Genomic DNA, 24,253 nt, shown 5'->3' with positions numbered 1-24,253 from the left:
TTTTTTATGGCTTATAAGAAAGTACCTGTGAGATGGATGCCTCTAGGAATTAAATTGATATCCCATTGTTGAACAGCTTGTTGCAGCATGATACGTGGCTGGTCAAGTTCAACCAACGGTTGCCCTAAAGCTAAAATGGCTTGCTGTAATAGGTTTGATGCTTTGCTGATATCTAGTGCTTGTGCCAGATTTTGTTTAGACAGTTTTTGCCCTTGATCATTTATTGCAAGCGGTAAATGCATATAGCTGAGACTAGGATAATTGAGTAAAGAACCCAACCAGATTTGTCGAGCGGTGTTATCCAATAGATCTGCGCCACGTACCACATGAGTAATGCCCTGTAGATCGTCATCTACGACCACAGCCAATTGATAGCTCATAATGCCATCACGGCGCTTCAGTACGAAATCACCTAGATCATGTTTTAAGTTGGAAGATTGCTGACCTTGTAAGCGATCCTCAAAACAAATCAATTGATCAGCAACTTTCAAGCGAATAGCTTGATCATTGAAATCCAGATGTAAATCGCGGCAAGTACCAACATAAATATGATTTGAACCGAGCATTTTACGGGTACATTGACAGGCATAGATCGCATCTAAGTGTTTTAACTGCTCAAGAACTTGTGCATAAATATCTAAACGATCTTTTTGGCAAATAATTTCTGCATCGGGTTCAAACTGAAAGGCATCAATACAAGATCGGATATGGTTTTCACTATTGGGATAGATACGAGGAATATCGGTATCTTCAATTCGAACTAGCCATTTGCCGTGGTTGGCTTTGGCATCACAGTAACTTGCGACTGCGGTGAGTAGGGAGCCAAAATGCAATGGGCCAGTTGGAGAGGGGGCAAATCGTCCGATGTAAGGCATAAAGATTTTATGGTTGTGTATTTCAATCCTTCTCCAGTCCCTCCTATAAAGGAAGGGAAATACTCGAATATCATAAATCTTTCAATTCGTAGTATTCCTCCCTTTTCAAAGGGAGGTTGGGAGGGATTATTAACCGTTATTTTGCTTTTCTTTGATTTCAGCCAAAGTCTTGCAATCGATACATAAAGTCGCTGTTGGACGTGCTTCTAAACGACGCAAGCCAATTTCGATACCACATGTTTCACAGAAACCGTAATCTTCGTTTTGAATTGTTTCAAGTGATTGTTCGATTTTGCGAATGAGTTTGCGTTCACGGTCACGTGTGCGTAATTCAATCGCAAACTCTTCCTCTTGCGTTGCTCGGTCGTTGACATCAGGAAGTGCGCTTGATTCATCTTGCATTGTGTTCAATGTACGATCAACTTCAGACATTAACTCAGCTTTCCATGCATTCAAAATTTGGCGGAAATGCTCAAGTTGTCCTTCAGACATATATTCTTCATTTTTCTTCGGCTGATAAGGTGCAATTCCAAATAAGCTTGCAGTTGTACCACCTTCTGAAGCTTTTGATTTGGTTTTACGTACGCGTTTCACAGCCGATTTTTGATCGTCGATCACTTCTGTCTGTTCGTCCAAGACTTGATTTTGGTTGTCATTCGCCATATAGGGCATTCCTCATCTTACACGTACTATCTATACGCAAAAAATATGGTGATATGCAAGTGTTTTTATAGAAACCTAAGATGGTTTTTTCCATCAAGGGTCGACATCATATAGAGTTTTTCAGCAAGATGGTAGTCATTCCCGTCCAGATTTTGTGAGAAAACGATAATGTATTTTGTAATCAAAAGTTTAGTCATATCCCAAGACTTCAGAGCTATTCATTCGCTGTGAAGTTGATAAACGATAGACCTGAGTTTCGATTTCTCCGTTTGCTTTGAGTTTAATAAAGCGGTAACCGGGATGTTCTTCATCAAGTGCAAACTTATCACTTTTAGGTTTGAACTGTATGCAGGTTGATGGCGTTGATAAAAATTGAATATCTTGCCATGTGTTAATAGAGTCTTGGTGGACATGACCACAGATAATGGCTTTGATATTTGAAAAAGGTCGAATCGTTTCGAGTAAATCAGATGAGTTCTTTAGTTTATGTTGATCAATCCAAGCAGATTCCATCGCAAAAGGATGGTGATGGCAGGCAATCATAATATGCCGATCATGATGTTTTTTTAATAATTCTGTTAATTGTTCAAGGCCAGCCACTGCAATTTTGCCATCAATTCTTGTTGGCTGTGCGCTATTAAGTAAAATAATGCACCAATCGCCAATTTCTACCACAGTAGGTTGATGTGGATCTGCTCCATGAAAAGGGAAGTGAGATACATCATCATGATTGCCAGGCGTCTGAAAAAAGGGAATACCTATACTCTGCATATGCTTAAGATAGCGATCATAAGTCACAGTTGTTGGGTTTTGTGCTAAATCCCCAGTATGTACAATCATATCGATCTGCGGATGTTGTTGGCGCATCAAGTCAATTACTGCATGAAAGCTTTGTTCAGGGTGCATCCCGACAAACTCTAAATGCGGATACTCCAATAGATGAGTATCAGTAATTTGTATAATCACAAAATCTTTTTGTGATAATTTTGAGACTTGAAAAGTCACCGTCTTACCCCTTTCAGATTTATTGTCGTTGTATATGTTGACTAAGCCATTGTAATGCCATGATGACAGGGGCATTCTTCAAGCGATTATTTTTGAATAACATCGTGATTTCAGCGTAATCAAACAAATGGAGTTGAATATCTTCTCCTTCATCTGGAATGCCAAAGATGCCCCCACTGCTTGGTAAATCAACTTCTGCAGCATATAAATGAAAAAACTCAGCGCATGCGCCAGCAGAAGGATAAAAACTAAATAAATGCTGCAATTCATTAATTTCGCAGCCTGATTCTTCTAGACTTTCACGACGAATACAGGTTTCTGGAGATTCATTTCCATCCAGTACACCAGCAATAATCTCAAGTTGCCATGCTGACTCGGAGTCATTTAATGCACCAACACGAAATTGTTCAATCAGTGCGAAACGTTGTTGCTGATTGTTATAAAGTAAAACGCCAGCAGCTTCTGGACGATGTATAAGTTCACGCTGAATAACTCGTGAATATTCAGATCGATGAAATAGTCGGTGCGTAAGATTCACTTTCTCAACTTGAATGAATCCTCGGAATAAAAACTCTCGAGATTCTATCGTAACGTCGGATGCTGAATAGCTGGCGTGGTCAAGAATATTCATCTTCAATCAGGATGAGATTGTACATATCTCATCCTAACCGAGAATGATTCGTGGGCAAATCTTTTTTTAGTCGATTTACAGTTTGTGGTACAATTTTTGACCATGTTCCTGATAAGCGGTTTTCATCGCATTGAGACCTGCTTCAACATCTGTTCCAGCATCATTTGATTGTTTGGCATTGTGCTGATTTTGGGCATAATCTCGCACATTCTGCGTGATTTTCATCGAGCAAAATTTTGGTCCGCACATAGAACAGAAATGTGCAGATTTGTGTGCTTCTTTGGGTAAAGTCTCATCGTGCATGCTACGTGCTGTATCAGGGTCTAAGCTGAGGTTGAACTGGTCATCCCATCGGAATTCGAAACGTGCTTTCGACAATGCATTATCACGAACTTGAGCACCCGGATGACCTTTGGCTAAGTCTGCTGCATGTGCTGCAATCTTATAAGTGATAATGCCATCCTTAACATCTTTCTTATTTGGTAAACCTAAGTGCTCTTTCGGTGTGACATAACAGAGCATTGCTGTGCCATACCATCCAATCATTGCAGCACCAATTGCAGAAGTAATATGATCATAACCTGGTGCGATATCCGTGGTGAGTGGGCCAAGTGTGTAGAATGGTGCTTCTTTACATACTTCAAGTTGTAGATCCATATTTTCTTTAATCATATGCATAGGCACATGACCGGGACCTTCAATCATGACCTGTACATCATGTTCCCAAGCACGATGTGTGAGTTCACCTAAGGTTTTAAGCTCGCTAAATTGAGCCTCATCATTGGCATCTTGAATACAACCTGGACGTAAACCATCGCCTAAACTAAATGATACGTCATAGGCTTTCATGATTTCACAGATTTCATCAAAGTGTGTATACAAGAAATTTTCTTCATGATGGGCTAGACACCACTGCGCCATGATTGAACCGCCGCGAGATACGATTCCTGTTAAGCGGTTTGCGGTCATTGGGACATAGCGTAGTAATACACCTGCATGAATGGTGAAATAATCAACACCTTGTTCAGCTTGCTCAATCAAAGTGTCTTTAAAGATTTCCCAAGTTAAATCTTCGGCAACGCCATCCACCTTTTCTAAAGCTTGGTAAATAGGCACAGTACCGATTGGAACAGGCGAGTTACGGATAATCCATTCACGGGTTTCATGGATATTCTTACCTGTCGATAAGTCCATGATGGTGTCAGCGCCCCAACGGGTTGCCCATGTCATCTTAGCGACTTCTTCATCAATCGAAGAACCAAGTGCAGAGTTACCAATATTGGCATTAATTTTAACCAAGAAATTACGACCAATGATCATTGGTTCAATTTCAGGATGATTAATGTTGGCAGGAATAATCGCACGACCTGCGGCAACTTCTTGACGCACAAATTCAGGCGTAATTTCTCTTAGATTTTGCGCACCGAAGTTTTGTCCTGCATGCTGACGCATGTCTACGCCGTCACCTTGGCGTTGATTTTCACGAATTGCAATATATTCCATTTCAGGCGTAATTATGCCCTGTTTCGCATAATGCATTTGCGTAACATTTTTCCCTGCCTTAGCTCGACGAGGGTTTTGAATATGAGCAAAACGAATGTCAGCCGTACGAATATCTTTTAAGCGGGCTTGACCAAAATCAGAACTTAAACTTGAGAGTACATCGGTATCATCACGTTCTTCAATCCAAGTTTGGCGGACAGAAGGTAAACCTTGATTTAAATCAATTTGTACATCAGGATCGGTATAAACACCTGATGTGTCATAAACCATAACAGGAGGATTATATTCACCCCCTAAACCTGTCGGTGTTTCTGTCAAGCTAATTTCGCGAAATGGAACTTGGATATCGGGGCGAGAACCTTCAACATAAACCTTGCGTGAAGCAGGTAAAATACGGGTTAAATCTTTAGCATCTTGCTCATGTTGAGCGGAAATATCAGCAGAGGGAAGATTCGTTAATTGGTTCATGGCATGATCCTTATGTATTACATTAACGAATCAAGCACGAGCAAAAACGATAGCGAATTTATCTCTTTGATAAATAAAGGCGAGGCTTTTGTTGGGCTTGATTCCTACGCAGGTGTTAACCTGATCAGGTTCAACGGTACTCATCTTTAAATCTTGCGATTAAGATAATCTCAGCAGTTAATTAACTGCGCTCCGTCAAGCTATATATTTAGACTAACAGATTTTTAGATTTTTGTTTTATCAATTCACACCAATCGACTTTTGACTCAGCTGTGTTATTGTCATAAAAGTTTCATCATTGCTGTGTTTTAATCACCAATCATTTTCCCATGTGTCTAGTGGAGGCATACTGTGAGTCCAAGCAATCCTGTCTTAAGTCACCATATTTCTTCACAATTTAATGAAGACTTACAAGATGTACATACTAAATTTATGACCATGGGTGGTTTGGTAGAGCAACAGGTTGCGAATGCAATTCATGCTTTATTAGACACGGATGAAAATTTGGCGATTGATGTGCAATTTAAAGATAACGTTGTTAATCAATATGAGCGTGATATTGATGAAGGCTTAACTTTAATTTTAGCTCGTCGTCATCCAGCTGCAATTGATTTACGTATGGTAATCGCCATGAGTAAAGCCAATACCGATTTAGAGCGTATTGGTGATGAAGCGGCAAAGATTGCTCGTATTGCGCAAAATTTATGTGAAGAAGGTCAGTCACCACGCGGTTATATGGAAACACGCCATATTGGTAACCAAGTGCGCGTTATGATTCATGATGCTTTAGATGCTTTCGCGCGTTTAGATGTTGATCAGGCTTTAAAAGTGGTGATGGCGGATGTAGACATTGATCGTGAATATCAGTCGGCAACGCGCACTTTAATGACCTATATGATTGAAGATCCACGCCATATTTCACGTGTGATTAATGTAATGTGGGTGCTACGTTCGTTAGAGCGAATTGGCGATCATGCCCGTAATATTTCAGAGCAAGTGATTTATATGGCAAAAGGTATGGATGTACGTCATACCAGTATTGAAGAAATTGAACAAAAAGTGAATCAAAAATAATCACCAAATAAAGATTTAAAGCTGCTACATAATGAGCAGCTTTTTTTATCCCGATACGTTGCATAAAGTCATCGGAAATGAAGTAATCATTAGGTAAATTTCAAGAGTAGTCATTCAATAATTTCTCAAAATCCTAAGGTATTTTTATTGTAGGATAGGCGTAATTTGAACAACGTTGCTGAGGCAAAGTATTGTCCCAATATAATCGCGAATATAAATTTATATCATACAAATAAAAAAATCCCAGACTTCGGGGGAAAGTCTGGGAGAGAAATATCATGTGTTGCCTGAGACATCTAACTATCTCTTTGTGTTTCTGTTATTCAATATAAGCGGAGAGTGTCGATCTGTCATGTAGACAACTGTGTATACTCTGTAATCCTTTATTGCTTATGTAAATGTCACGTAAAAAGAGAGCTATATTCAGCTCTCTTTTATTCAGTAGTGTTAGTTGAAATGATTTACTTTTGTTCCGTCCAACCTTCTGCTTTTTCAACACTTTCGTCATTGTTGAAGAACTTCTCACGTTGCTCTTCAAGAAACTTCTTCGCATCGGGTTCGAATACATTGAGTCGTTTTTCATTAATAAGCGTGGTTTGGTGTTTTAACCATTCTTGCCAAGCCTGTTTTGAAACGGTTTCAAAGAACTCTTGACCTTTTGCACCTGGGAATGGCGCAAAGTCTAAACCGTCAAGCTCTTGTTTATATTTGCGGCAAAATACTTGTCTAGTCATGATTTATCCTTAAGCGTACAACTGTTCTAGGCGAGTGTGTGCACGAGTAATAGCTGCTTCAACTTGTTTTGGTGATGTCCCGCCGATATGATCACGCGCATTCACAGAAGCTTCTAAAGTTAAGGCTTTATCAAATACATCTGCTTCGATCAAATCAGAGAATTGTTGAAGCTGTTCCAGTGTCAATTCAGATAAATCTTTTTCTTCAGCCACACCAAGCGCAACTGCTTTACCTACAATTTCATGTGCATCACGGAAAGCAACACCTTTCTTCACAAGGTAATCAGCAAGGTCAGTTGCTGTAGAGAAACCACGAAGTGCTGCTTCACGCATAATTTCAATGTTTGGAACGAGTGCAGGCACCATGTCTGCAAAAGCCATTAAGCAACCACGAACGGTATCAATTGCATCAAATAAAGGTTCTTTATCTTCTTGGTTGTCTTTGTTATATGCCAATGGTTGGCCTTTCATTAGGGTCAATAAACTAATCAAATCGCCAAACACGCGACCTGATTTACCACGCACAAGTTCAGGTACATCTGGATTTTTCTTCTGCGGCATAATTGAAGAGCCTGTGCAGAAACGATCAGGGATGTTCACAAATTTGAATTGTGCCGAAGTCCATAAAATCAGTTCTTCAGACATGCGTGATAAATGCATCATGATTAATGATGCAGCAGCGTTAAATTCAATGGCAAAGTCACGATCGGAAACAGCATCAAGTGAGTTTTCAGAAACTGCTTCAAAACCCAATAATTCTGCTGTATATGCGCGATCAATCGGGTAGGTTGTTCCTGCTAAGGCTGCTGAACCGAGTGGCATGCGATTAACTCGCTTGCGGCAATCTTGAAGGCGTTCAGTATCACGAACTAACATCTCAAACCAAGCCAATAGGTGATGACCAAATGTTACTGGCTGAGCTGTTTGTAAATGAGTAAAACCTGGCATAATCGTATGCGTATTTTGACTTGCCAGACTGAGTAGGCCTTTTTGTAGGCGTAGTAATAAACCTAAAATGTCATCAATTTCATCACGTAAATATAAACGGATGTCAGTTGCAACTTGGTCATTACGGCTGCGGCCTGTATGTAATTTTTTACCTGTGATGCCGATACGTTGAGTCAAGCGAGACTCAATGTTCATGTGTACATCTTCTAAATCAATACGCCATTCGAAATTACCCGCTTCGATTTCAGCTTTGATTGTATTCAAACCTTGGATAATATCATCACGTTCAGCCTCAGTCAGTACACCAACTTTAGCAAGCATGGTTGCATGTGCAATCGAACCTGCAATATCTTGTTTATAAAAACGTTGGTCAAATTGCACAGATGCGGTAAATTCTGCAACAAATGCATCTGTTGCTTCAGAGAAGCGACCGCCCCACATTCCAGAGGTTTGATTAGGGCTTGCTGAAGAAGAGGATTGAGAAGATGTGGTCATGGCGGCTCAGTAAAATAAAAAAGAGTATAGCAAATCCAAACGTAGTTGCTGAAATTCGACGCAAGAAGTTATCGAAAACACGTCAAATGAGTCCAGCAGGGTCCTATTTTTTTACGAAAATAAGGCAATCGCAACACTTATTGGAATTAATTGTAGCAAGTAATGTTTTGGCAATGGTACTCGCACTTGCAGAAGCCCGTTCTTGGCAAGCAGTGGAAAGTATCCGAGTGTTTCAATACATGCTTTTTATTAACTGGATAATTTTATCGTTTTCTGCTTTTGTTGACTATTTTCAAGAGTTTTTTGCCAAATTTAGTCAGAAAATGGCGTTAATTTTAGGTTTTATTTTTCTTCAACTTATTGTTTTACTTACGACTTGTGTCATTAATATAATTCAATATTGGGGTTCATCAACCAATGAGTTTTCTGAAGATATCTTATTTCAAGGTGTAAGTCTGCATTTGGGGTATGGCATCTTGCTTGGTGCTTTCTGTTTGCGTTATCTCTATATGCGAGAGCAATGGATGAATCAGCAATATAGTGAGCTGAATGCGCGGATTCAAGCCATGCAAGCACGTATTCATCCTCATTTCTTGTTTAATAGTTTAAATAGTGTCGTGAGTTTGATTTCAATTGATCCTGACAAAGCAGAAAACATGTTGATTAGTCTGTCACGTTTATTTCGAGCCAGTTTCCAAGAGCTAAAGTTGGTTAATTTGGCTGAAGAAATTGATTTATGCCAGCAATATTTAAGTATAGAAAAGATGCGCTTAGGTGACCGTTTACAGGTAGAATGGAATATACAAGCAACACCTATAGAATTAAAACGGGTCACAATCCCATTATTAACATTGCAACCTTTGCTAGAGAATAGTATTTTTCATGGGGTAGAAAAAGTTTTGCAACCCTCAACCATTAGTGTATTGGTTGAAATATTGCAAAATCAAGTCAGTATAGTCATTACTAACCCTTATTCTCACGATACAATAAAATCGAGACAAGGGAATGGTATTGCAATAGAAAATGTGAAGCAACGTCTAAAAGCCTATTACGGACAGACAGTGAAGTTTCAGGTTTATGGGGGAGTATCGTTATATACCACGGTGGTAAGTTATCACTATCGAGTAAAATAATAAGTTAAGTTAACCATAAAAATGACGGATGAAGTTAACGGTGACAAGGAGGAGAGGATGAAAGTTCTGATTGCTGATGATGAACCTCTCGCAGTAGAGCGTTTGTCACGTTTAGTGACCCAAATGGGTCATGAAGTGATTGCGACGGCGCATCATGGGCAGGATGTGTTAAACCATATAGAAAATGATTCGCCCGATGTTGTTCTATTAGATATTCAAATGCCTGGAATGAACGGATTGGAGTGCGCTGAGCAGATCAGTCATCTTCACCCTCGTCCAGCTATTATTTTTTGTACAGCATATGATCAACACGCATTGGAAGCGTTTAAGTTTCAAGCACAGGGATATTTGCTCAAGCCTATTGCACAACAAGATTTACAACAGGTGTTCAATAGTCTGACGCAACTTACACAAGCACAAATGACTGGTTTACAACAACAAGACGATATGTACGATACTAAAACTCAACGCCATCAAATTGCTGCGAAAACTTATCGCGGGGTCGAACTTATTCCAATCGAGAATATTTACTATTTTCTAGCAGATCAGAAATACGTCACTGTTCGTCATCGGAATGGCAGTGTATTAATTGATGAAACTTTGAAAGATCTAGAATCTGAGTTTTCAGATCGTTTCATTCGAATTCATCGTAATGCTTTAGTTTCTCTTGATTATTTAGAAGGATTGGAACTGATTGCGGCGGGTCAGTATCAGGTTAGATTGCGTGAGTTGGATGAGCGCTTATCTGTGAGTCGCCGTCATTTACCAAGCTTAAGAGAATGTATGCATCAATTATAAAATATTGAGCTTAAGTCAGATGAAAAATCAGTTTTTGCTTGCAATTTTAGGTGAGCAAGTTAAGTTTGAAACAATTGTTTTGATCCATGCTTAACTTGAATTTATGAAAACCTTAAAAATTGCGACTCGACAAAGCCCACTTGCACTTTGGCAGGCGGAGCATATTCGCTCCCGTTTAAACGTGCTTTATCCAGATTTAACGGTTGAGTTGGTTAAGTTTGTGACGCAGGGTGATAAAATTCTAGATACACCTTTGGCAAAAATTGGTGGTAAGGGATTATTCGTTAAAGAACTGGAAGCTGCTTTGTTAGATGGTCGCGCTGATTTGGCGGTCCATTCAATGAAAGACGTGCCAATGCACTTACCAGAAGGTTTAACGCTCGCTGTCACTTGTGAGCGAGAAGACCCACTTGATGCCTTTGTTTCGAATCATTACCAAAGTTTTGATGAGTTACCTCAAGGTGCCAAAGTAGGTACATCTAGTTTGCGTCGCAAATGCCAGATTTTACAAATACGTCCTGATTTAGAGATTATTGACTTACGTGGCAATGTGGGGACACGTTTATCAAAACTTGATGATGGTCTATATGATGCCATTATTTTAGCCAGTGCAGGTCTAAAGCGTTTAGGTTTAGCGGATCGAATTCGTCATTGTTTAGCGCCTGTTTTAAGTTTACCTGCTGTTGGTCAGGGTGCATTGGGCTTAGAGTGCCGTGCAGATGATGTGGAATTATTAAAAATTATCCAACCATTACAGCATGAAGAAACCTCAATTTGTGTGCGTGCAGAACGTGCGTTTAATGCCTATCTAGAAGGTGGTTGTCAAGTTCCAATCGCAGGATATGCAACTTTAGCCAATGATCAGCTCAGCATAGAAGGTCGTGTGGGAAGTGTTGATGGGAAAATCTTACTAAAACAACAATTGGTTGGAACTTCAGAAGATGCTGAACAATTAGGTGAACAACTTGCACAATGCTTATTGGAGCAAGGTGCAGGTGAATTGTTAAAAGCGCTTTATTAATGCTTTTTATTAATACGCGCCCTGAAGACCGTGCTGTGAACTTAACGCAAGCATTGTTGGAAGTAGGTCATCAAGTTATCAATCTGCCATTATTGGAACTTGTTGCTGAACCTTTTTCGTTGAATTTACGTGAACTGTATCAGCAACTTGAGCAGGTGCAAGTTATTGTTGTGGTCAGCCCGACCGCCGTTGATGTCGGTATGCAATATTTACAACAACAAAAGATATCCTTAGATCAACTCAAGCATGTGCAATGGATCGCAGTGGGGCAAGCAACGGCCCAAGCACTCGCAAAATTTAATGTAGACAGCCACATCCCCGAGGTTGAAAATTCAGAAGGTATGCTAGATCTCCCGATATTAAATCAACACGTGCATTTGGATAAAGTTGCTTTTTGGCGTGGTCTTGGGGGACGGCAGTTTATGATGCACCGGTTGCAACAGCAAGGTGTCGAGATTCTTAATTTTGTTCTTTATCGTCGCCAATGCCCAATTCAAAGTGTTACGCTTTTTCCAAAAATTTTAAAAAAAATAATGCTAAGTCAACCTGTTATGGTGTTGATTAGTAGTGAGGCGAGTTGGAATAATTGGCAGCAGCTTTGTGGTCAAAATAATATAGATGCGAAATGGATATATTTGGCGTTAGGTGAGCGTTTAGCACAGTTACTCAAAAATGCACGGTTGCAAACACATCAAGAGATTAACATTATTCAGCTTGATAATTTATCTACATCAGAGATTATTCAACGTATCGGTGCTTGGCAAGGACGTATATGAGAAAGATTGTTTACCTGATTTTATTACTAAGTTTATTATGGTTAGCCAAACTTAGTTATGACGTAGCACAATATTCTCAGATCGTTCCTCAATTCCAGCAACAGCTTACACAGCAGCAGCAACGTTATTCTTTGCTGAATGATCAATTTGTCGCTGTGCAGCGACAATTGCAAGATGCTCATTTATCTGACCCTTCAGAAGCTTCGAGCTTACCCAGTATGGTCACGGGTGTTGCTCCTGTTATATTAATCAAACAGCAATTAGAGTTAGTTCAATTCGCAATAGATCAACAACAGTTCATTTATGCGATTGATCAATTAAATCAAGTACAGCAGCATATTGTTCAATATACGGTTTCTCCTGCTTTACAGCATAGTCTGATGAAAGCGATCGAACAGGATAAACAAGCTATTCAACATTATGTGCTTATGCAAACCCAACAGCAGCAACAGATTGATACTTTATTGCAGCAGTTGGATCAAAAGCTTTTACAAGAAGTGCATAACCCAACTATTAAAATGCAAAAAGCTGAAGCTTCTTCATGGTGGTCTTGGTTCAAATTTGAAAAGGTGCAACGTACACAGCCTGATTTAATCAATCGTCATCTCATTTTAAAGGAAGCCCAGTTACGGTTACTGCTTGCTTCGCAGGCTTTACATCAAGGGCAGGCATCTGAGTATCGCAAATCCGTTCAAGAGGTAATTCGATTATTATCAATTTTACCTGATCAAAACAGTCAAACGATCAAGCAAAAATTAGAAAAGCTGTTAAATCTTTCGGTTATTCCGACACCTAAATTAATGACCCTTGGTTTGCTGGGGTAATGTAATTATGAAACAATTGGTGCTCATTTATTTACTTGTAAGCCTATTATTTTTTGCTATGTTTGCCATGCTGAGCTATGGCTACGGTAATGGCTATGTGTATATTTACTGGCGCGATTGGCAGTTCCAAAGCAGTTTATGGGGCTTAATCGCACTTTTTATTGTGATTAGTTTATTCGCACAGTTGTTATGGTTTGTGAGTCGCAGATATTTTGCGCGAGAACAGCGTAAGAAAGAAAATATTTTACAATTTAAAGATCTACATCCATATGAACAGCTCGGTATAGTCTGGCTGCTTGATGCGGCAAAAGAACAGCAAGAATTTATTGAGCGTGTTTTTACTCAATCAGGCTTATTGAGTAATATTGTTGATGCGCAATTTGATTATAAAAATGGTGACTATCAACTCGCTTTGCAGAAACTAGAGAAATCAGCACCGATGGCCTTTGAGCTTGCAGAACTACAGCGGATCGATATTTTCTTAGAACAACATGAAACAGAAAAAGCATTAACCCATTTAGAATTCCTTGCACAGCATCAACTTTCACCTTGGTTGGCTGAGATTGAAACTGCTTACCAACAACGTATTACTGTTTTGTGGGGCAAACTTGCCTTACAACAGCCTTGGTTATTTTTACAATCAATTCAGCATGGTTTATTAAGTGCAGAACATCGCGATCTTTGGTTGCAACAATTACTCATACAGTTTGATCAAGCATCTGTGGATGACTTAGCTGCACTGCAACAGCGATATATTGCTCTAGAGAATGAAATTCAAGCACGACCATATAGTAGTAAGGTTTTGTGGTTGAAATTATTAGCACGTATGCCAGAAATGGGATTGCAGCATGAGGATCTTGCATTGCATTTATTGCAAGAAAATTTCGATCCAGAGGTTTTTTATCTTTGGTTCCAACAGCAACTACTGAAGCAAATTCCCGATTATAGCTATGTTGAGCAACGTATTATTCAGCTAGAACAGCGTTACACGAGTGTTCCAATGTTGACCTTTGCAAAATGGCATATTTATGTTGCAACTCAACGTTCAGAAGAAGCTGAGCAATTATTAACTTTATATCCTGATAATATATTAATGAGCTATTTGCGGATTAAATCAACGCTTGGAGATAATCTGGATTTAATCAGACAGTTGAATTTAATCTTTGAAAATGATGTTAATTTTTTAAACTTTAAGATATGAGTGGAATATGAAAGAACTGTCTGTCTACCCTGTTGTATATCGACAAACAATTGCTTGGGGAGATATGGATGCTTTTGGGCATGTAAATAATGTGCAGTATTATCGTTATATTGAAAGTGCACGAATTGCTTATTTAATGGCATTAAATATTTTTGATCAAGATATAGTGACGGTGGTAGCCTCTAGTCAATGTAAATATTTAAAGCCAGTATTTTATCCTGATTTGCTGCATATTGGTGCACGTATTGAAGAGCTCAGAAATAGTGCTTTTCGAATGCATTATAGTTTATGGAGTGAAACACAAAACCAAATCGTTGCAACAGGAGAGGCGGTGATGGTTTGTCTTGATAAATTAACGTCCAATAAACAAGCTATTCCTGAATTGATTAAACAAAATATTATTGCTATTGAACAAAGTGTTGGAAATAATCTTGCATTAAAATAATTTTTATAAAGACTATTATGTCTATATTGATTCATTAAAGGCTTGGTTTTATATAATTGGCTTGCTTATTTAAGGATTGATTTAAAAATAAGATAAGCTTTTTATATGAAACTTATTGTCATAAAACCATCAAAAATTAAGAAAAAATTAATATTGATAAGATTTGGTAAGAACTGTTTTTTATAATCGAATTGAAATTAAATAGAGCCTGATTGATCAAATAATGCTGATGTTTTTTGTTTTATTGTAAATATAAGATGATTTATGGTTATATTGTGATTAATTTGACTAATTTAATATTGATTATTTAATTGTATATAAATTAATATAGAATTGAATCTTTGAATTCATTTTTTATTTTGAGTGATATATTTCTTTTTGAGTTGGAGTGGTTCTCATGAAACCAGATATTAGTGATTTATCTGTGGAAGATTTAAAACGTTTACAGGTAGAAGCAGAAGCTTTAATTTTAAGTAAAAAAGATCAAGCAATTGAAGATGCTTATAATCAAATTATTGCGATTGCTGAAGCCGTTGGTTTTAGCGTTGAAGAATTATTAGAGTTAGGTGAGCAAAAGCGTAAGAAAACTACACGCAAAGCAGTCGAGCCACGCTATCGTAATAAAAACAACACTGAAGAAACTTGGACTGGTCGTGGTAAGCAACCACGTTGGTTAGTTGCTGAATTAGAGAAAGGCGCAAAACTTGAAGATTTTCTAATCTAAACAAGTTTTAGTCGTCATCGTTTTGTCATACGATGATTCTATGCTTCATTAAAGCCAAGCTTAAAAAGCTTGGTTTTTTTATATGAGAGAATTGGCGATGTTGAAAAAGTATGCATAATGTCATTCAGGGGCGAGTGTCTCTAAAAGGATGATATTTTGCATTTGGTAAGGGTGGAATGAAGAAAAATACCAAACAATGGAAGTGGTGGGTTTTTGCCATTTTTGCATTTTTAATTTTTATTATTTTACAAATTCCAGCAACATGGTTAATTGCGAAATTTTCTAAAGATAATCAAATCTTACATAATGTTAGCGGCAATATTTGGCAGGGACAAGCGGATTGGCAAAAAGGTCAGTTACGTGGTTCTGTGCATTGGAAAACCCGTCCTTTAGATTTATTAATGTTGCGTCTTGGTGCAAATCTCGATATTCACAGCGGGAATACCCAATTTAATGGCATTTTTGGTTACGGTTTAGGTCAAAAGATTTTGATCAAAGATTTGCAAGGTGAAATTGCACCAGAGACTTTAAAGTATTTTGCCAATTGGCAGTGGCCTGAGAATTCAATTCAACTTAAAGATGTACAATTTAATTATCAAAAAGAAAAAGGCTTTACTTCAACTCAAGGTAAATTGCACTGGGGTGGTGGTGAGTTGAATTATACCTTTGGTCAACGCCAAGATCGTATGAATATGCCTTCATTAACTGCAGAAATGAAAGATGAAAATGGACAATTGCAAATAGATGTTCGGGATCAGCAAAGTCAGAAAATGGCGAATCTAAGTTTAGACCCGAATCTTATGCTCGATGTTCAATTGACACAGCGGATGTTATTAAATGTACCATCTTATCAAGGTAAAGCGGGACTCGACACTTATGTGATTAGTTCTCGCCAACCATTGTTGCAAGGTGGTTTTTAATGAAAACAATAGCACAAAAACTACAACAGTTTCGTTGGCAGCAATTCGATAAAACAAGTGCTTTTATCCTAGCCTTACTAATTTTATGGTTGTGCTGGAAGTTAGCTTCTTTATTTTGGTGGGTGGTGGCTCCACCTCAGCCGATGCAGTTTGATCGTGTTGCATTAGGTTCACAACAGGCGCAAGTTCCTAATATTAGTTCTTTTGCACTATTTAATGAACCTGCTGCCACGACAGCACAAGATAATGTCAATGTGGAGTTGCAGGGCGTACTGTTGGGTTATCCAAGCTATTTGTCATCGGCGGTTATTAAGTTAAACGATACTGCTGAACGTTATCGTGTTGGTGAAACCATCGGTTCAACTTCCTATCAACTGGCGGAAGTGTATTGGGACCATGTCATTCTGAAGCAGGGTAATGGTGCAACACGAGAAGTTAAATTTAAGGGTTTAGATAATGGTTTATACCAGCCAATTACCCCTGTGTTAAACCCTCAAGCTGCAACACCTCAAACACCTGCGCCTGCTCAAAACTCATCGCAATCTGCACTAGGACAAGCGATCCAACAAATGCAGGAAAATCGTGAGCAGTATTTAAAAAATATGGGAGTGAGTGGTGGTTCAGACGGTTACGAAATCTCAGATCGAACACCAACGAATTTAAAAAATACCTTGGGTTTGCGGTCTGGTGATCGTATTCTATCGATCAACGGTCAGACAGTCGGGCAGGGTCTTAGCGAAGTGCAATTATTAGAGCAAGTACGTCGTGAAGGACATGCCAAAATAGAAATAAAACGTGGTGATCAAGTGATGACCATACAACAAAGTTTTTAGTGATAACACGTCATCACATTAGTTAGGAATAAGTGCAGGTTATGGCTTTCTTGAATCATCAACGTCCACTTTGGGCACTACTTGCTGCCGCACCTTTGGTTGCGACCATCAGTACCAATGTGCAAGCACAAACATGGAAGATTAATCTACGTGATGCGGATTTAACGGCATTTATTAATGAAGTCGCTGATATTACGGGTAAGAACTTTGCAGTTGATCCTCGTGTGCGCGGGAACGTTACTGTTATTTCCAATAAACCTCTCAATAAAGATGAGGTGTATGACCTATTTTTAGGTGTATTGAATGTTAATGGTGTAGTTGCACTTCCATCAGGTAATACGGTCAAGTTAGTCCCCGATAGCAATGCTAAAAACTCAGGGATTCCTTACGATGCACGAAGTCGTGCAGGTGGTGATCAAATTGTTACTCGCGTCATTTGGTTACAAAATACGAATCCAAATGATTTGATTCCTGCGTTACGACCATTGATGCCGCAATTTGCACATTTGGCTGCTGTTGCTGGCACCAATGCTTTGATTGTTTCAGATCGTGCCACGAATATTTATCAACTTGAAAATATTATCCGTAATTTGGATGGTACAGGGCAAAATGATATTGAAGCGATCAGTTTACAATCAAGTCAGGCTGAAGAAGTTATTGGTTTGCTCGAAACCATTAGTGCAACAGGTGCCTCTAAAGATTTTATTGGTTCGCGTGTGCGAATTATTGCAGATAATCGAACCAATCGTATTTTAATTAAGGGTGATCCTGATTCACGCAAACGTTTACGCCAGATGATTGAAATGCTCGATGTTCCATCGGCAGATCGCTTGGGTGGTTTGAAAGTATTCCGTTTGAAATATGCGAGTGCCAAGAACTTAGCTGAAATTCTACAAGGTTTAGTCACAGGGCAGTCAGTTTCGTCCTCATCAAATTCTAGTGCTAGTAAATCAAACTCAATTAGCAATCTAGTTTCAAATAATCAAAATTCGGGTTCATCGACGGGAACTTCAACCTCTTCAATTTCCACGCCGTCAATTAATCTTAACAATAACAGTAATAATAGCCAAAATAGTGGTGTTACAAGCTTTAATAGTGCTGGTGTGAGTATTATTGCAGATAGCACTCAAAATGCTTTGGTTGTTAAAGCTGATCCGCAATTGATGCGTGAAATTGAGGCAGCCATTCAGCAGTTAGATACTCGACGTCAGCAAGTCTTGATCGAGGCTGCTATTATTGAAATTGTAGGTAGTGATGCTGATCAACTTGGTGTGCAATGGGCATTAGGTGATCTCAATAGCGGCGTTGGATTAATTAACTTTTCGAATGTTGGCTCTAGTATCTCTAAGCTCGCGGCAGGTTATCTAACAGGTGGGGCGGCTGGTGTTGGTTCCGCACTTGGTACAGGTTCATCCATTATCTTGGGTGAATACAAGGAAGGTGCGAATGGCTCGCGTAAATTGTATGGTGCTCTCATTCAAGCGCTAAAAGAAAATAAAAAATCAAATTTATTGTCTACACCATCTATCGTGACAATGGATAATGAAGAAGCGTATATCGTAGTGGGGCAGAATGTTCCATTTGTGACCGGCTCGGTTGCGACGAATGGAAACAGTACGGTGAATCCTTACACAACCGTTGAACGTAAAGATGTGGGTGTTACTTTAAAGGTGATCCCTCATATTGGTGAAGGTGGTTCTGTTCGACTTGAAGTGGAGCAAGAAGTTTCAAACGTTGAAAATAGTAAGGGTCAGGCTACTGATTTGGTGACAAGTAAACGAGCGATTAAAACTTCAGTCCTCGCAGATCATGGGCAAACTGTCGTGTTAGGTGGCTTGGTTACCGATCAGACTGATGTTAGTCGTCAAAGTTTGCCTGTTCTTGGGGATATTCCTTATCTTGGTCGTTTGTTCCGTTCAGATAGTCGTGGCAATCAAAAACGTAATTTACTTGTATTTATCCATCCAACCATAGTGGGTGATGCTGAGGATGTGCAACGTATATCTCAACAACGTTACAACCAGCTATACAGCCTCCAATTGTCTATGGATAAAAATGGTAATTTTGCAAAATTACCTGAAAATGTTGCGGATATTTATCGCCCACAACCTGCTGTAAGTAGCTCACCATACCAAAAAGTTCCAACAACAACGCAAAAAGAGGCTGTGGTTATCACAAAGCCTGTCGTTGTGGTCGAGCCTCAAATACAAAGAAAAACGGTGCAGCTTCCAGCCAAAGCAACTGAACGCAGTAAAAATACAGTGACAACCACGACGATTCGTCCTGCGTCTTCACAGTAGATGCACAGAAGCGCTTATGTCACAATGTTATGATTGAAAGAAATTATGATAAGGATAAACATCTATGACTTGGAAATTACAAGCCATTACAGGTGAATTTACAGGGCAAGAGATTAGTGTTGAGCGTGATATGTTGGTGGGGCGACATCAGGATGCAGATATTTTATTGCAATCTGCGGATATTTCGCGTCGTCACGCAGCACTGCTACTCAAAGGAGAGCAGTTGTGGGTGCAAGATTTAAATTCTTCAAACGGTACGTTTATTAATGATACCCGTGTTGAACAAGAAGCTGCTTTAAATGATGGCGATATTTTACAATTCGCGAGTTTTGTATTTTTAGTTTTGGCAATTGTGCCAACACTTACAGAGTTACCAGAAATTGAAGTTGAGCCAGTAACGGCAACGAAGCACGATGCGGGCATGCCAACGCTTGCAGAGCGAGCTTCGGAAACTTCGATTAATCGAGATGGTATGCCGCAACAGGTTGGCATTCCAAAACCGGCACCAATTCCTGAAGGTATTGATGTTCAGGCTGCTGCTGAACAGCAACCGATCGCGATTGAAGAACCTATTTCTCGTGTCCAACAAGAAATTGAACAGCAAAAAAATGCATCGATTGGTTTAATTTCAATTGTTGTGCTCATCATTTTAGCTGTGATTGCTTGGTTATTCTTTAAATAATTATATTAAGCTTCTACAATCAAGGCATGCTCACATGGGCGTGCCTTTTTATTTCTTGAGTCGAAATCTATGTCTGTTGCTCAGTTACAACAACGAAATTTAATTTTATTTGATCTGGATGGGACACTTGTGGATTCGGCAGCTGATTTATATCGAGCAATGAATCTAAGTTTGGAAAAGCTGGCATTACCATTCGTAACAGAGGTGCAAATTCGAGCTTGGGTAGGCAAGGGTGCGGCTAAACTATGTGAGACTGTTTTGGAGCATTTGTTTGGGCAGATTGATGCCCAGCAGCAGAAGCAGTTGCTTGATACTTTTGTTGAGATTTATGAACAAGAATTATGTGTAAACACCAAGGTGTATGAAGGTGTTTTACCATTTTTGGATTACTGCCAAGAGCATAATATTACGATGGCTTGCGTAACTAATAAACCAGAGCATTTAGCGCAAGGTATCCTCAATATTTTGCAGTTAAGCCCATATTTTAAGATGGTGGTTGGTGGTGATAGTTTAGCTGAACGTAAACCCCATCCATTGCCTTTACTACACTGTATGCAGCAGCAAAATATTATAGCCTCACAAACTTTGATGATTGGTGATTCAAGTAATGATGTGGAAGCCGCCAGACTTGCAGGTATTGATTGTATTGTGGTCAGCTATGGCTATAATCATGGGGAAAGTATCTATGACTGTCAGCCACAGCAAGTGGTCGATAGTTTGGCAGAATTGATAAAAGATGATTTAGTCAGGAGACAAGCATGAAGTTTGTTATGGTTTTTCGATGGCGGGCTTGAAAAGGCACTACAGAAAAACGCGCAGAAATTAAAACCATAGAGAAAATTCATGACGACCTTAGTACAATTTGAGCAATTAAAATCAGCAGGCTATAACACTATTCCTGTGTATCGCCAACGTTTAGCTGATACAGAAACCCCACTTTCTGTTTTTGCACGTTTTAAAGAACAAAAACAAGCTTATCTCTTTGAGTCCGTTGAAGGGGGCGAGAATTGGGCGCGCTATTCAATGATTGGTTTAGGGGAGTCGATTGTTTTTTCCTGTAATGCAGGCGTATTAACCATTCAGCAAGCTGATGGTTCGCTTCGCCAGCAAGACTGCGCTGATCCATTTCAGTATATCCGCGATTTTCAAAGTCAATTCAAAGTGCCAACTCAAGCTGAATTGCCTGAGTTACCAAGTTTTACTGGTGGCTTGGTTGGGTATCTGGGGTATGACGCGGTACGTTATATTGAACCAAAACTTAAAAACGTTCCCACGGCTGATCCTGTGACCTTGCCAGATCTTTGGTTAATGTTGTCTCAAACCGTGATTGTGTTTGATAATTTAAAGGATACTTTGTTTTTAATTCATCATGCAGATTCGAGTGAGCCTGATGCCTATAATAAGGCTCAGCAGAAGCTGGATCAACTTGAGCAGTTGCTCGCTACGCCTGTCAGCTTACAAGCGAAACCTCATACTGCACCATATTTCGAATCCATTACGGGTAAAGAAAAGTTTTTAGAAACCGTTGAGAAAGTAAAAGAGTATATCCGTGCAGGCGATGTGATGCAGGTTGTGCCTGGTCAACGTATGGTATCTGACTTTGATGGTGAGGCTTTACAAGTTTATCGTGCATTGCGCCATCTCAATCCATCGCCGTATTTGTTTCTAGTGCAAGGACAAACCCTGACGGATCAAAAGCCCTTTCATATTGTGGGTTCTTCGCCAGAAATTCTTTCACGCTTAGAAAATGGTATTGCAACAGTACGTCCTTTGGCTGGAACACGACCACGTGGTAAAACTAAGGAAGAAGATCTTGCCTTGGAGCAAGATTTACTCGCAGATGAAAAAGAGATTGCTGAACATTTAATGTTGATTGATCTTGGGCGTAATGATGTTGGGCGAGTTTCTAAAATTGGTAAAGTACAAGTGACTGATCGTATGGTGATTGAGCGTTATTCTCATGTTATGCATATCGTGTCTAATGTGCAGGGTGAAGTACGTGATGATGTGGATGCCTTAGATGTGTTTAAAGCAACCTTTCCTGCTGGAACACTTTCAGGTGCACCAAAAATCCGTGCTATGGAAATTATTGATGAAGTAGAACCCGTAAAACGTGGTGTATTTGGTGGTGCTGTAGGTTATTTAGGCTGGCATGGTGAAATGGACATGTCGATTGCGATTCGTACCTGTGTGATTCGTGATAAAAAGGTCTATGTACAGGCTGGGGCAGGCTTAGTTGCAGACTCAAATCCTGAATCAGAGTGGAATGAAACCCAAATAAAAGCTCGCGCAGTGATCAAAGCGGTTGAATTATCATCAAACGGATTGATTTTATGAGTTTTTAACGGTTTTTTTGAAAAAACCACTTGCATCGATTCAGAGTTTTGCTAAACTGCACACCGTTCCGATACGAAACGTACGAAACACTAAGAAAGAGCCGGCATAGCTCAGTTGGTAGAGCAACTGACTTGTAATCAGTAGGTCCACAGTTCGAATCCGTGTGCCGGCACCATCTTAAAAGTGTGGTAGTATAGAGTAAGGAACAGCACTGTGTAAGTGTGATATGGTGAGATTCCCGAGCGGCCAAAGGGGGCAGACTGTAACTCTGCTACGAAAGTTTCGAAGGTTCGAATCCTTCTCTCACCACCATCTAACTTCGATTGAAGTGGTAAGTACCAACATGCGGGAGTAACTCAGTTGGTAGAGTGGCAGCCTTCCAAGCTGCATGTCGCGAGTTCGATCCTCGTCTCCCGCTCCATCGAAGATGTCGCTCTTATAGCTCAGTGGTAGAGCACTCCCTTGGTAAGGGAGAGGTCTCGAGTTCAAATCTCGATAAGAGCTCCAGATATACAGCTTAGTAGAATTTCTACAAAATTTTTAAAGAAGCAGGCTATTATAGTCTGCTTTTCAAGTATTGGGTGTCTAGTTTTTTAGGCGAATGTCGATAAAGAAAGTTTTTCAGGGTTGTTTTTCTCTAAACTGGTGTCGACGTAAACGAGGAAAATCAAATGGCTAAGGCTAAGTTTGAACGTAATAAACCACACGTAAACGTGGGTACAATTGGTCACGTTGACCATGGTAAAACAACTTTAACTGCTGCGATTGCAACTATTTGTGCAAAAACTTACGGCGGTGAAGCGAAAGATTACTCACAAATCGACTCAGCTCCTGAAGAAAAAGCACGTGGTATTACAATTAATACTTCACACGTAGAATACGATTCTCCAATCCGTCACTACGCTCACGTAGACTGTCCTGGTCACGCCGATTATGTTAAAAACATGATTACTGGTGCTGCTCAGATGGATGGCGCGATCCTTGTGTGTGCTGCGACTGATGGTCCAATGCCACAAACTCGTGAACACATCCTTCTTTCACGTCAGGTTGGTGTACCATTTATTCTTGTATTCCTTAACAAGTGTGACCTTGTTGATGATGAAGAATTACTTGAATTAGTAGAAATGGAAGTTCGTGAACTTCTTTCTACTTATGACTTCCCAGGTGATGACACTCCAATCATCCGTGGTTCAGCGCTTCAAGCATTAAACGGTAATGACGGTCCTTACGGTGAAGCATCAGTTCTTGCACTTGTTGAAGCGCTTGACTCTTACATCCCAGAACCAGAACGTGCAATCGACAAAGCATTCTTAATGCCAATCGAAGACGTATTCTCTATTTCTGGCCGTGGTACTGTTGTAACAGGTCGTGTTGAGTCTGGTATCGTTAAAGTTGGCGAAACAGTTGAAATCGTTGGTATCCGTGACACAGTTGTAACGACTGTAACTGGCGTAGAAATGTTCCGTAAACTTCTTGATGAAGGTCGTGCGGGCGAGAACTGTGGTGTTCTTCTACGTGGTACTAAGCGTGAAGACGTACAACGTGGTCAAGTACTTGCTAAACCAGGTACAATCAAGCCGCACACTAAATTCGATGCAGAAGTATACGTACTTTCTAAAGAAGAAGGTGGTCGTCATACTCCATTCCTTAACGGTTACCGTCCACAGTTCTACTTCCGTACAACTGACGTAACTGGCGCAATCAAGTTACAAGAAGGCGTAGAAATGGTAATGCCTGGTGACAACGTTGAGATGTCAGTAGAGTTAATCCACCCGATCGCAATGGACCCAGGTCTACGTTTTGCGATCCGTGAAGGTGGTCGTACTGTAGGTGCTGGTGTTGTTGCTAAAGTAACTGCATAAG

Annotated in this window: 23 protein-coding genes, 4 tRNA genes and 1 riboswitch; of the genes, 20 read left to right on the top strand and 7 right to left on the bottom strand. The window is 39.7% G+C overall.

Annotated elements, in window-relative coordinates; all coding sequences use genetic code 11:
* Window positions 1–11: 11 nt before the first annotated feature.
* The 5 genes from gluQRS to thiC all read right to left on the bottom strand — a co-directional run bounded on the left by gluQRS (window position 12) and on the right by thiC (window position 5,145).
* On the bottom strand, window positions 12–875 hold the full coding sequence (gene gluQRS, locus O1450_RS14845) for a tRNA glutamyl-Q(34) synthetase GluQRS (RefSeq protein ID WP_269229040.1): 864 nt from the start codon (window positions 873–875) through the stop codon (window positions 12–14).
* Window positions 876–1,004: 129 nt separating this feature from the next.
* Window positions 1,005–1,538 carry an RNA polymerase-binding protein DksA gene (dksA, locus tag O1450_RS14840; protein ID WP_269229039.1) on the bottom strand — a complete coding sequence of 178 codons (534 nt, stop codon included), beginning with the start codon at window positions 1,536–1,538 and terminating at the stop codon, window positions 1,005–1,007.
* A 189-nt stretch (window positions 1,539–1,727) separates the two neighbouring features.
* Window positions 1,728–2,543, bottom strand: a complete 816-nt coding sequence (cpdA, locus tag O1450_RS14835) for a 3',5'-cyclic-AMP phosphodiesterase (protein ID WP_269229038.1) — start codon at window positions 2,541–2,543, stop codon at window positions 1,728–1,730.
* A 19-nt stretch (window positions 2,544–2,562) separates the two neighbouring features.
* A complete protein-coding gene (locus O1450_RS14830; RefSeq protein ID WP_269229037.1) occupies window positions 2,563–3,174 on the bottom strand; it encodes an NUDIX domain-containing protein in 612 nt (203 codons plus the stop codon).
* 75 nt (window positions 3,175–3,249) lie between these two features.
* Window positions 3,250–5,145: a phosphomethylpyrimidine synthase ThiC gene (gene thiC / locus O1450_RS14825; protein ID WP_269229036.1), complete on the bottom strand. Its 1,896-nt coding sequence runs from the start codon at window positions 5,143–5,145 to the stop codon at window positions 3,250–3,252.
* Window positions 5,146–5,229: 84 nt separating this feature from the next.
* A riboswitch (TPP riboswitch) is annotated at window positions 5,230–5,350 on the bottom strand.
* Window positions 5,351–5,496: 146 nt separating this feature from the next.
* Between thiC and phoU the strand changes: the two genes are divergently transcribed.
* Window positions 5,497–6,219 (top strand): phosphate signaling complex protein PhoU, encoded by a 723-nt coding sequence (gene phoU / locus O1450_RS14820; RefSeq protein WP_269229035.1) that lies wholly within the window; start codon window positions 5,497–5,499, stop codon window positions 6,217–6,219.
* 461 nt (window positions 6,220–6,680) lie between these two features.
* On the opposite strand, the gene O1450_RS14815 is transcribed toward phoU, so the two are convergent.
* Together O1450_RS14815 and argH are read right to left on the bottom strand one after the other, a co-directional pair.
* Window positions 6,681–6,953, bottom strand: coding sequence for an oxidative damage protection protein (locus O1450_RS14815; protein ID WP_004659388.1), 273 nt, complete (start codon window positions 6,951–6,953; stop codon window positions 6,681–6,683).
* A gap of 9 nt (window positions 6,954–6,962) precedes the next feature.
* On the bottom strand, window positions 6,963–8,396 hold the full coding sequence (gene argH / locus O1450_RS14810; RefSeq protein WP_269229034.1) for an argininosuccinate lyase: 1,434 nt from the start codon (window positions 8,394–8,396) through the stop codon (window positions 6,963–6,965).
* Between argH and O1450_RS14805 the strand changes: the two genes are divergently transcribed.
* From O1450_RS14805 to tuf, 19 genes are all read left to right on the top strand, one after another.
* Window positions 8,387–9,529, top strand: coding sequence for a sensor histidine kinase (locus O1450_RS14805; protein ID WP_269229033.1), 1,143 nt, complete (start codon window positions 8,387–8,389; stop codon window positions 9,527–9,529). The genes argH and O1450_RS14805 overlap by 10 nt on opposite strands.
* 57 nt (window positions 9,530–9,586) lie before the next feature.
* A complete protein-coding gene (locus O1450_RS14800) occupies window positions 9,587–10,327 on the top strand; it encodes a LytR/AlgR family response regulator transcription factor (protein WP_269229032.1) in 741 nt (246 codons plus the stop codon).
* Between the two features lie 103 nt (window positions 10,328–10,430).
* Window positions 10,431–11,348, top strand: a complete 918-nt coding sequence (gene hemC / locus O1450_RS14795) for a hydroxymethylbilane synthase (protein ID WP_269229031.1) — start codon at window positions 10,431–10,433, stop codon at window positions 11,346–11,348.
* The gene (locus tag O1450_RS14790) at window positions 11,348–12,124 is read left to right on the top strand and encodes a uroporphyrinogen-III synthase (RefSeq protein WP_269229030.1); all 777 of its coding nucleotides are present in this window, start codon (window positions 11,348–11,350) and stop codon (window positions 12,122–12,124) included. Before hemC ends, O1450_RS14790 begins: the two co-directional genes overlap by 1 nt.
* Complete coding sequence (locus tag O1450_RS14785) at window positions 12,121–12,948, top strand: hypothetical protein (protein WP_269229029.1); 828 nt, start codon at window positions 12,121–12,123, stop codon at window positions 12,946–12,948. Before O1450_RS14790 ends, O1450_RS14785 begins: the two co-directional genes overlap by 4 nt.
* Before the next feature lie 7 nt (window positions 12,949–12,955).
* The gene (locus O1450_RS14780) at window positions 12,956–14,149 is read left to right on the top strand and encodes a heme biosynthesis protein HemY (protein WP_269229028.1); all 1,194 of its coding nucleotides are present in this window, start codon (window positions 12,956–12,958) and stop codon (window positions 14,147–14,149) included.
* A gap of 7 nt (window positions 14,150–14,156) precedes the next feature.
* Window positions 14,157–14,594 (top strand): acyl-CoA thioesterase, encoded by a 438-nt coding sequence (locus O1450_RS14775; RefSeq protein ID WP_269229027.1) that lies wholly within the window; start codon window positions 14,157–14,159, stop codon window positions 14,592–14,594.
* A 397-nt stretch (window positions 14,595–14,991) separates the two neighbouring features.
* Window positions 14,992–15,318 (top strand): H-NS histone family protein, encoded by a 327-nt coding sequence (locus tag O1450_RS14770; RefSeq protein WP_018679168.1) that lies wholly within the window; start codon window positions 14,992–14,994, stop codon window positions 15,316–15,318.
* 176 nt (window positions 15,319–15,494) lie between these two features.
* Entirely contained in the window at window positions 15,495–16,238 is a 744-nt protein-coding gene (gene gspN / locus O1450_RS14765) for a type II secretion system protein N (protein WP_241306802.1), read from the top strand.
* Window positions 16,238–17,071 carry a type II secretion system protein N gene (locus O1450_RS14760; RefSeq protein WP_269229026.1) on the top strand — a complete coding sequence of 278 codons (834 nt, stop codon included), beginning with the start codon at window positions 16,238–16,240 and terminating at the stop codon, window positions 17,069–17,071. The genes gspN and O1450_RS14760 overlap by 1 nt, the downstream gene beginning before the upstream one ends.
* A gap of 41 nt (window positions 17,072–17,112) precedes the next feature.
* A complete protein-coding gene (gene gspD, locus O1450_RS14755; protein WP_269229025.1) occupies window positions 17,113–19,371 on the top strand; it encodes a type II secretion system secretin GspD in 2,259 nt (752 codons plus the stop codon).
* 64 nt (window positions 19,372–19,435) lie between these two features.
* A complete protein-coding gene (locus O1450_RS14750; RefSeq protein WP_269229024.1) occupies window positions 19,436–20,053 on the top strand; it encodes an FHA domain-containing protein in 618 nt (205 codons plus the stop codon).
* Between the two features lie 69 nt (window positions 20,054–20,122).
* Complete coding sequence (locus O1450_RS14745) at window positions 20,123–20,815, top strand: phosphoglycolate phosphatase (protein WP_269229023.1); 693 nt, start codon at window positions 20,123–20,125, stop codon at window positions 20,813–20,815.
* 81 nt (window positions 20,816–20,896) lie between these two features.
* Window positions 20,897–22,390 carry an anthranilate synthase component I gene (gene trpE, locus O1450_RS14740; RefSeq protein WP_269229022.1) on the top strand — a complete coding sequence of 498 codons (1,494 nt, stop codon included), beginning with the start codon at window positions 20,897–20,899 and terminating at the stop codon, window positions 22,388–22,390.
* 99 nt (window positions 22,391–22,489) lie between these two features.
* Window positions 22,490–22,565: transfer RNA gene (locus O1450_RS14735), tRNA-Thr, on the top strand.
* A 53-nt stretch (window positions 22,566–22,618) separates the two neighbouring features.
* Window positions 22,619–22,702 (top strand) — tRNA-Tyr (locus O1450_RS14730).
* 33 nt (window positions 22,703–22,735) lie between these two features.
* Window positions 22,736–22,811: transfer RNA gene (locus tag O1450_RS14725), tRNA-Gly, on the top strand.
* A gap of 11 nt (window positions 22,812–22,822) precedes the next feature.
* Window positions 22,823–22,897 (top strand) — tRNA-Thr (locus O1450_RS14720).
* A 164-nt stretch (window positions 22,898–23,061) separates the two neighbouring features.
* Window positions 23,062–24,252 (top strand): elongation factor Tu, encoded by a 1,191-nt coding sequence (gene tuf / locus O1450_RS14715; RefSeq protein WP_269229021.1) that lies wholly within the window; start codon window positions 23,062–23,064, stop codon window positions 24,250–24,252.
* The last annotated feature ends 1 nt before the right edge of the window (window position 24,253 follow it).

It is taken from the genome of Acinetobacter sp. TR11 (assembly GCF_027105035.1).
Lineage (GTDB): Bacteria > Pseudomonadota > Gammaproteobacteria > Pseudomonadales > Moraxellaceae > Acinetobacter.
Note: the sequence above shows the minus strand (reverse complement) of the source record. Positions and strands in the feature narration are given on the sequence as shown.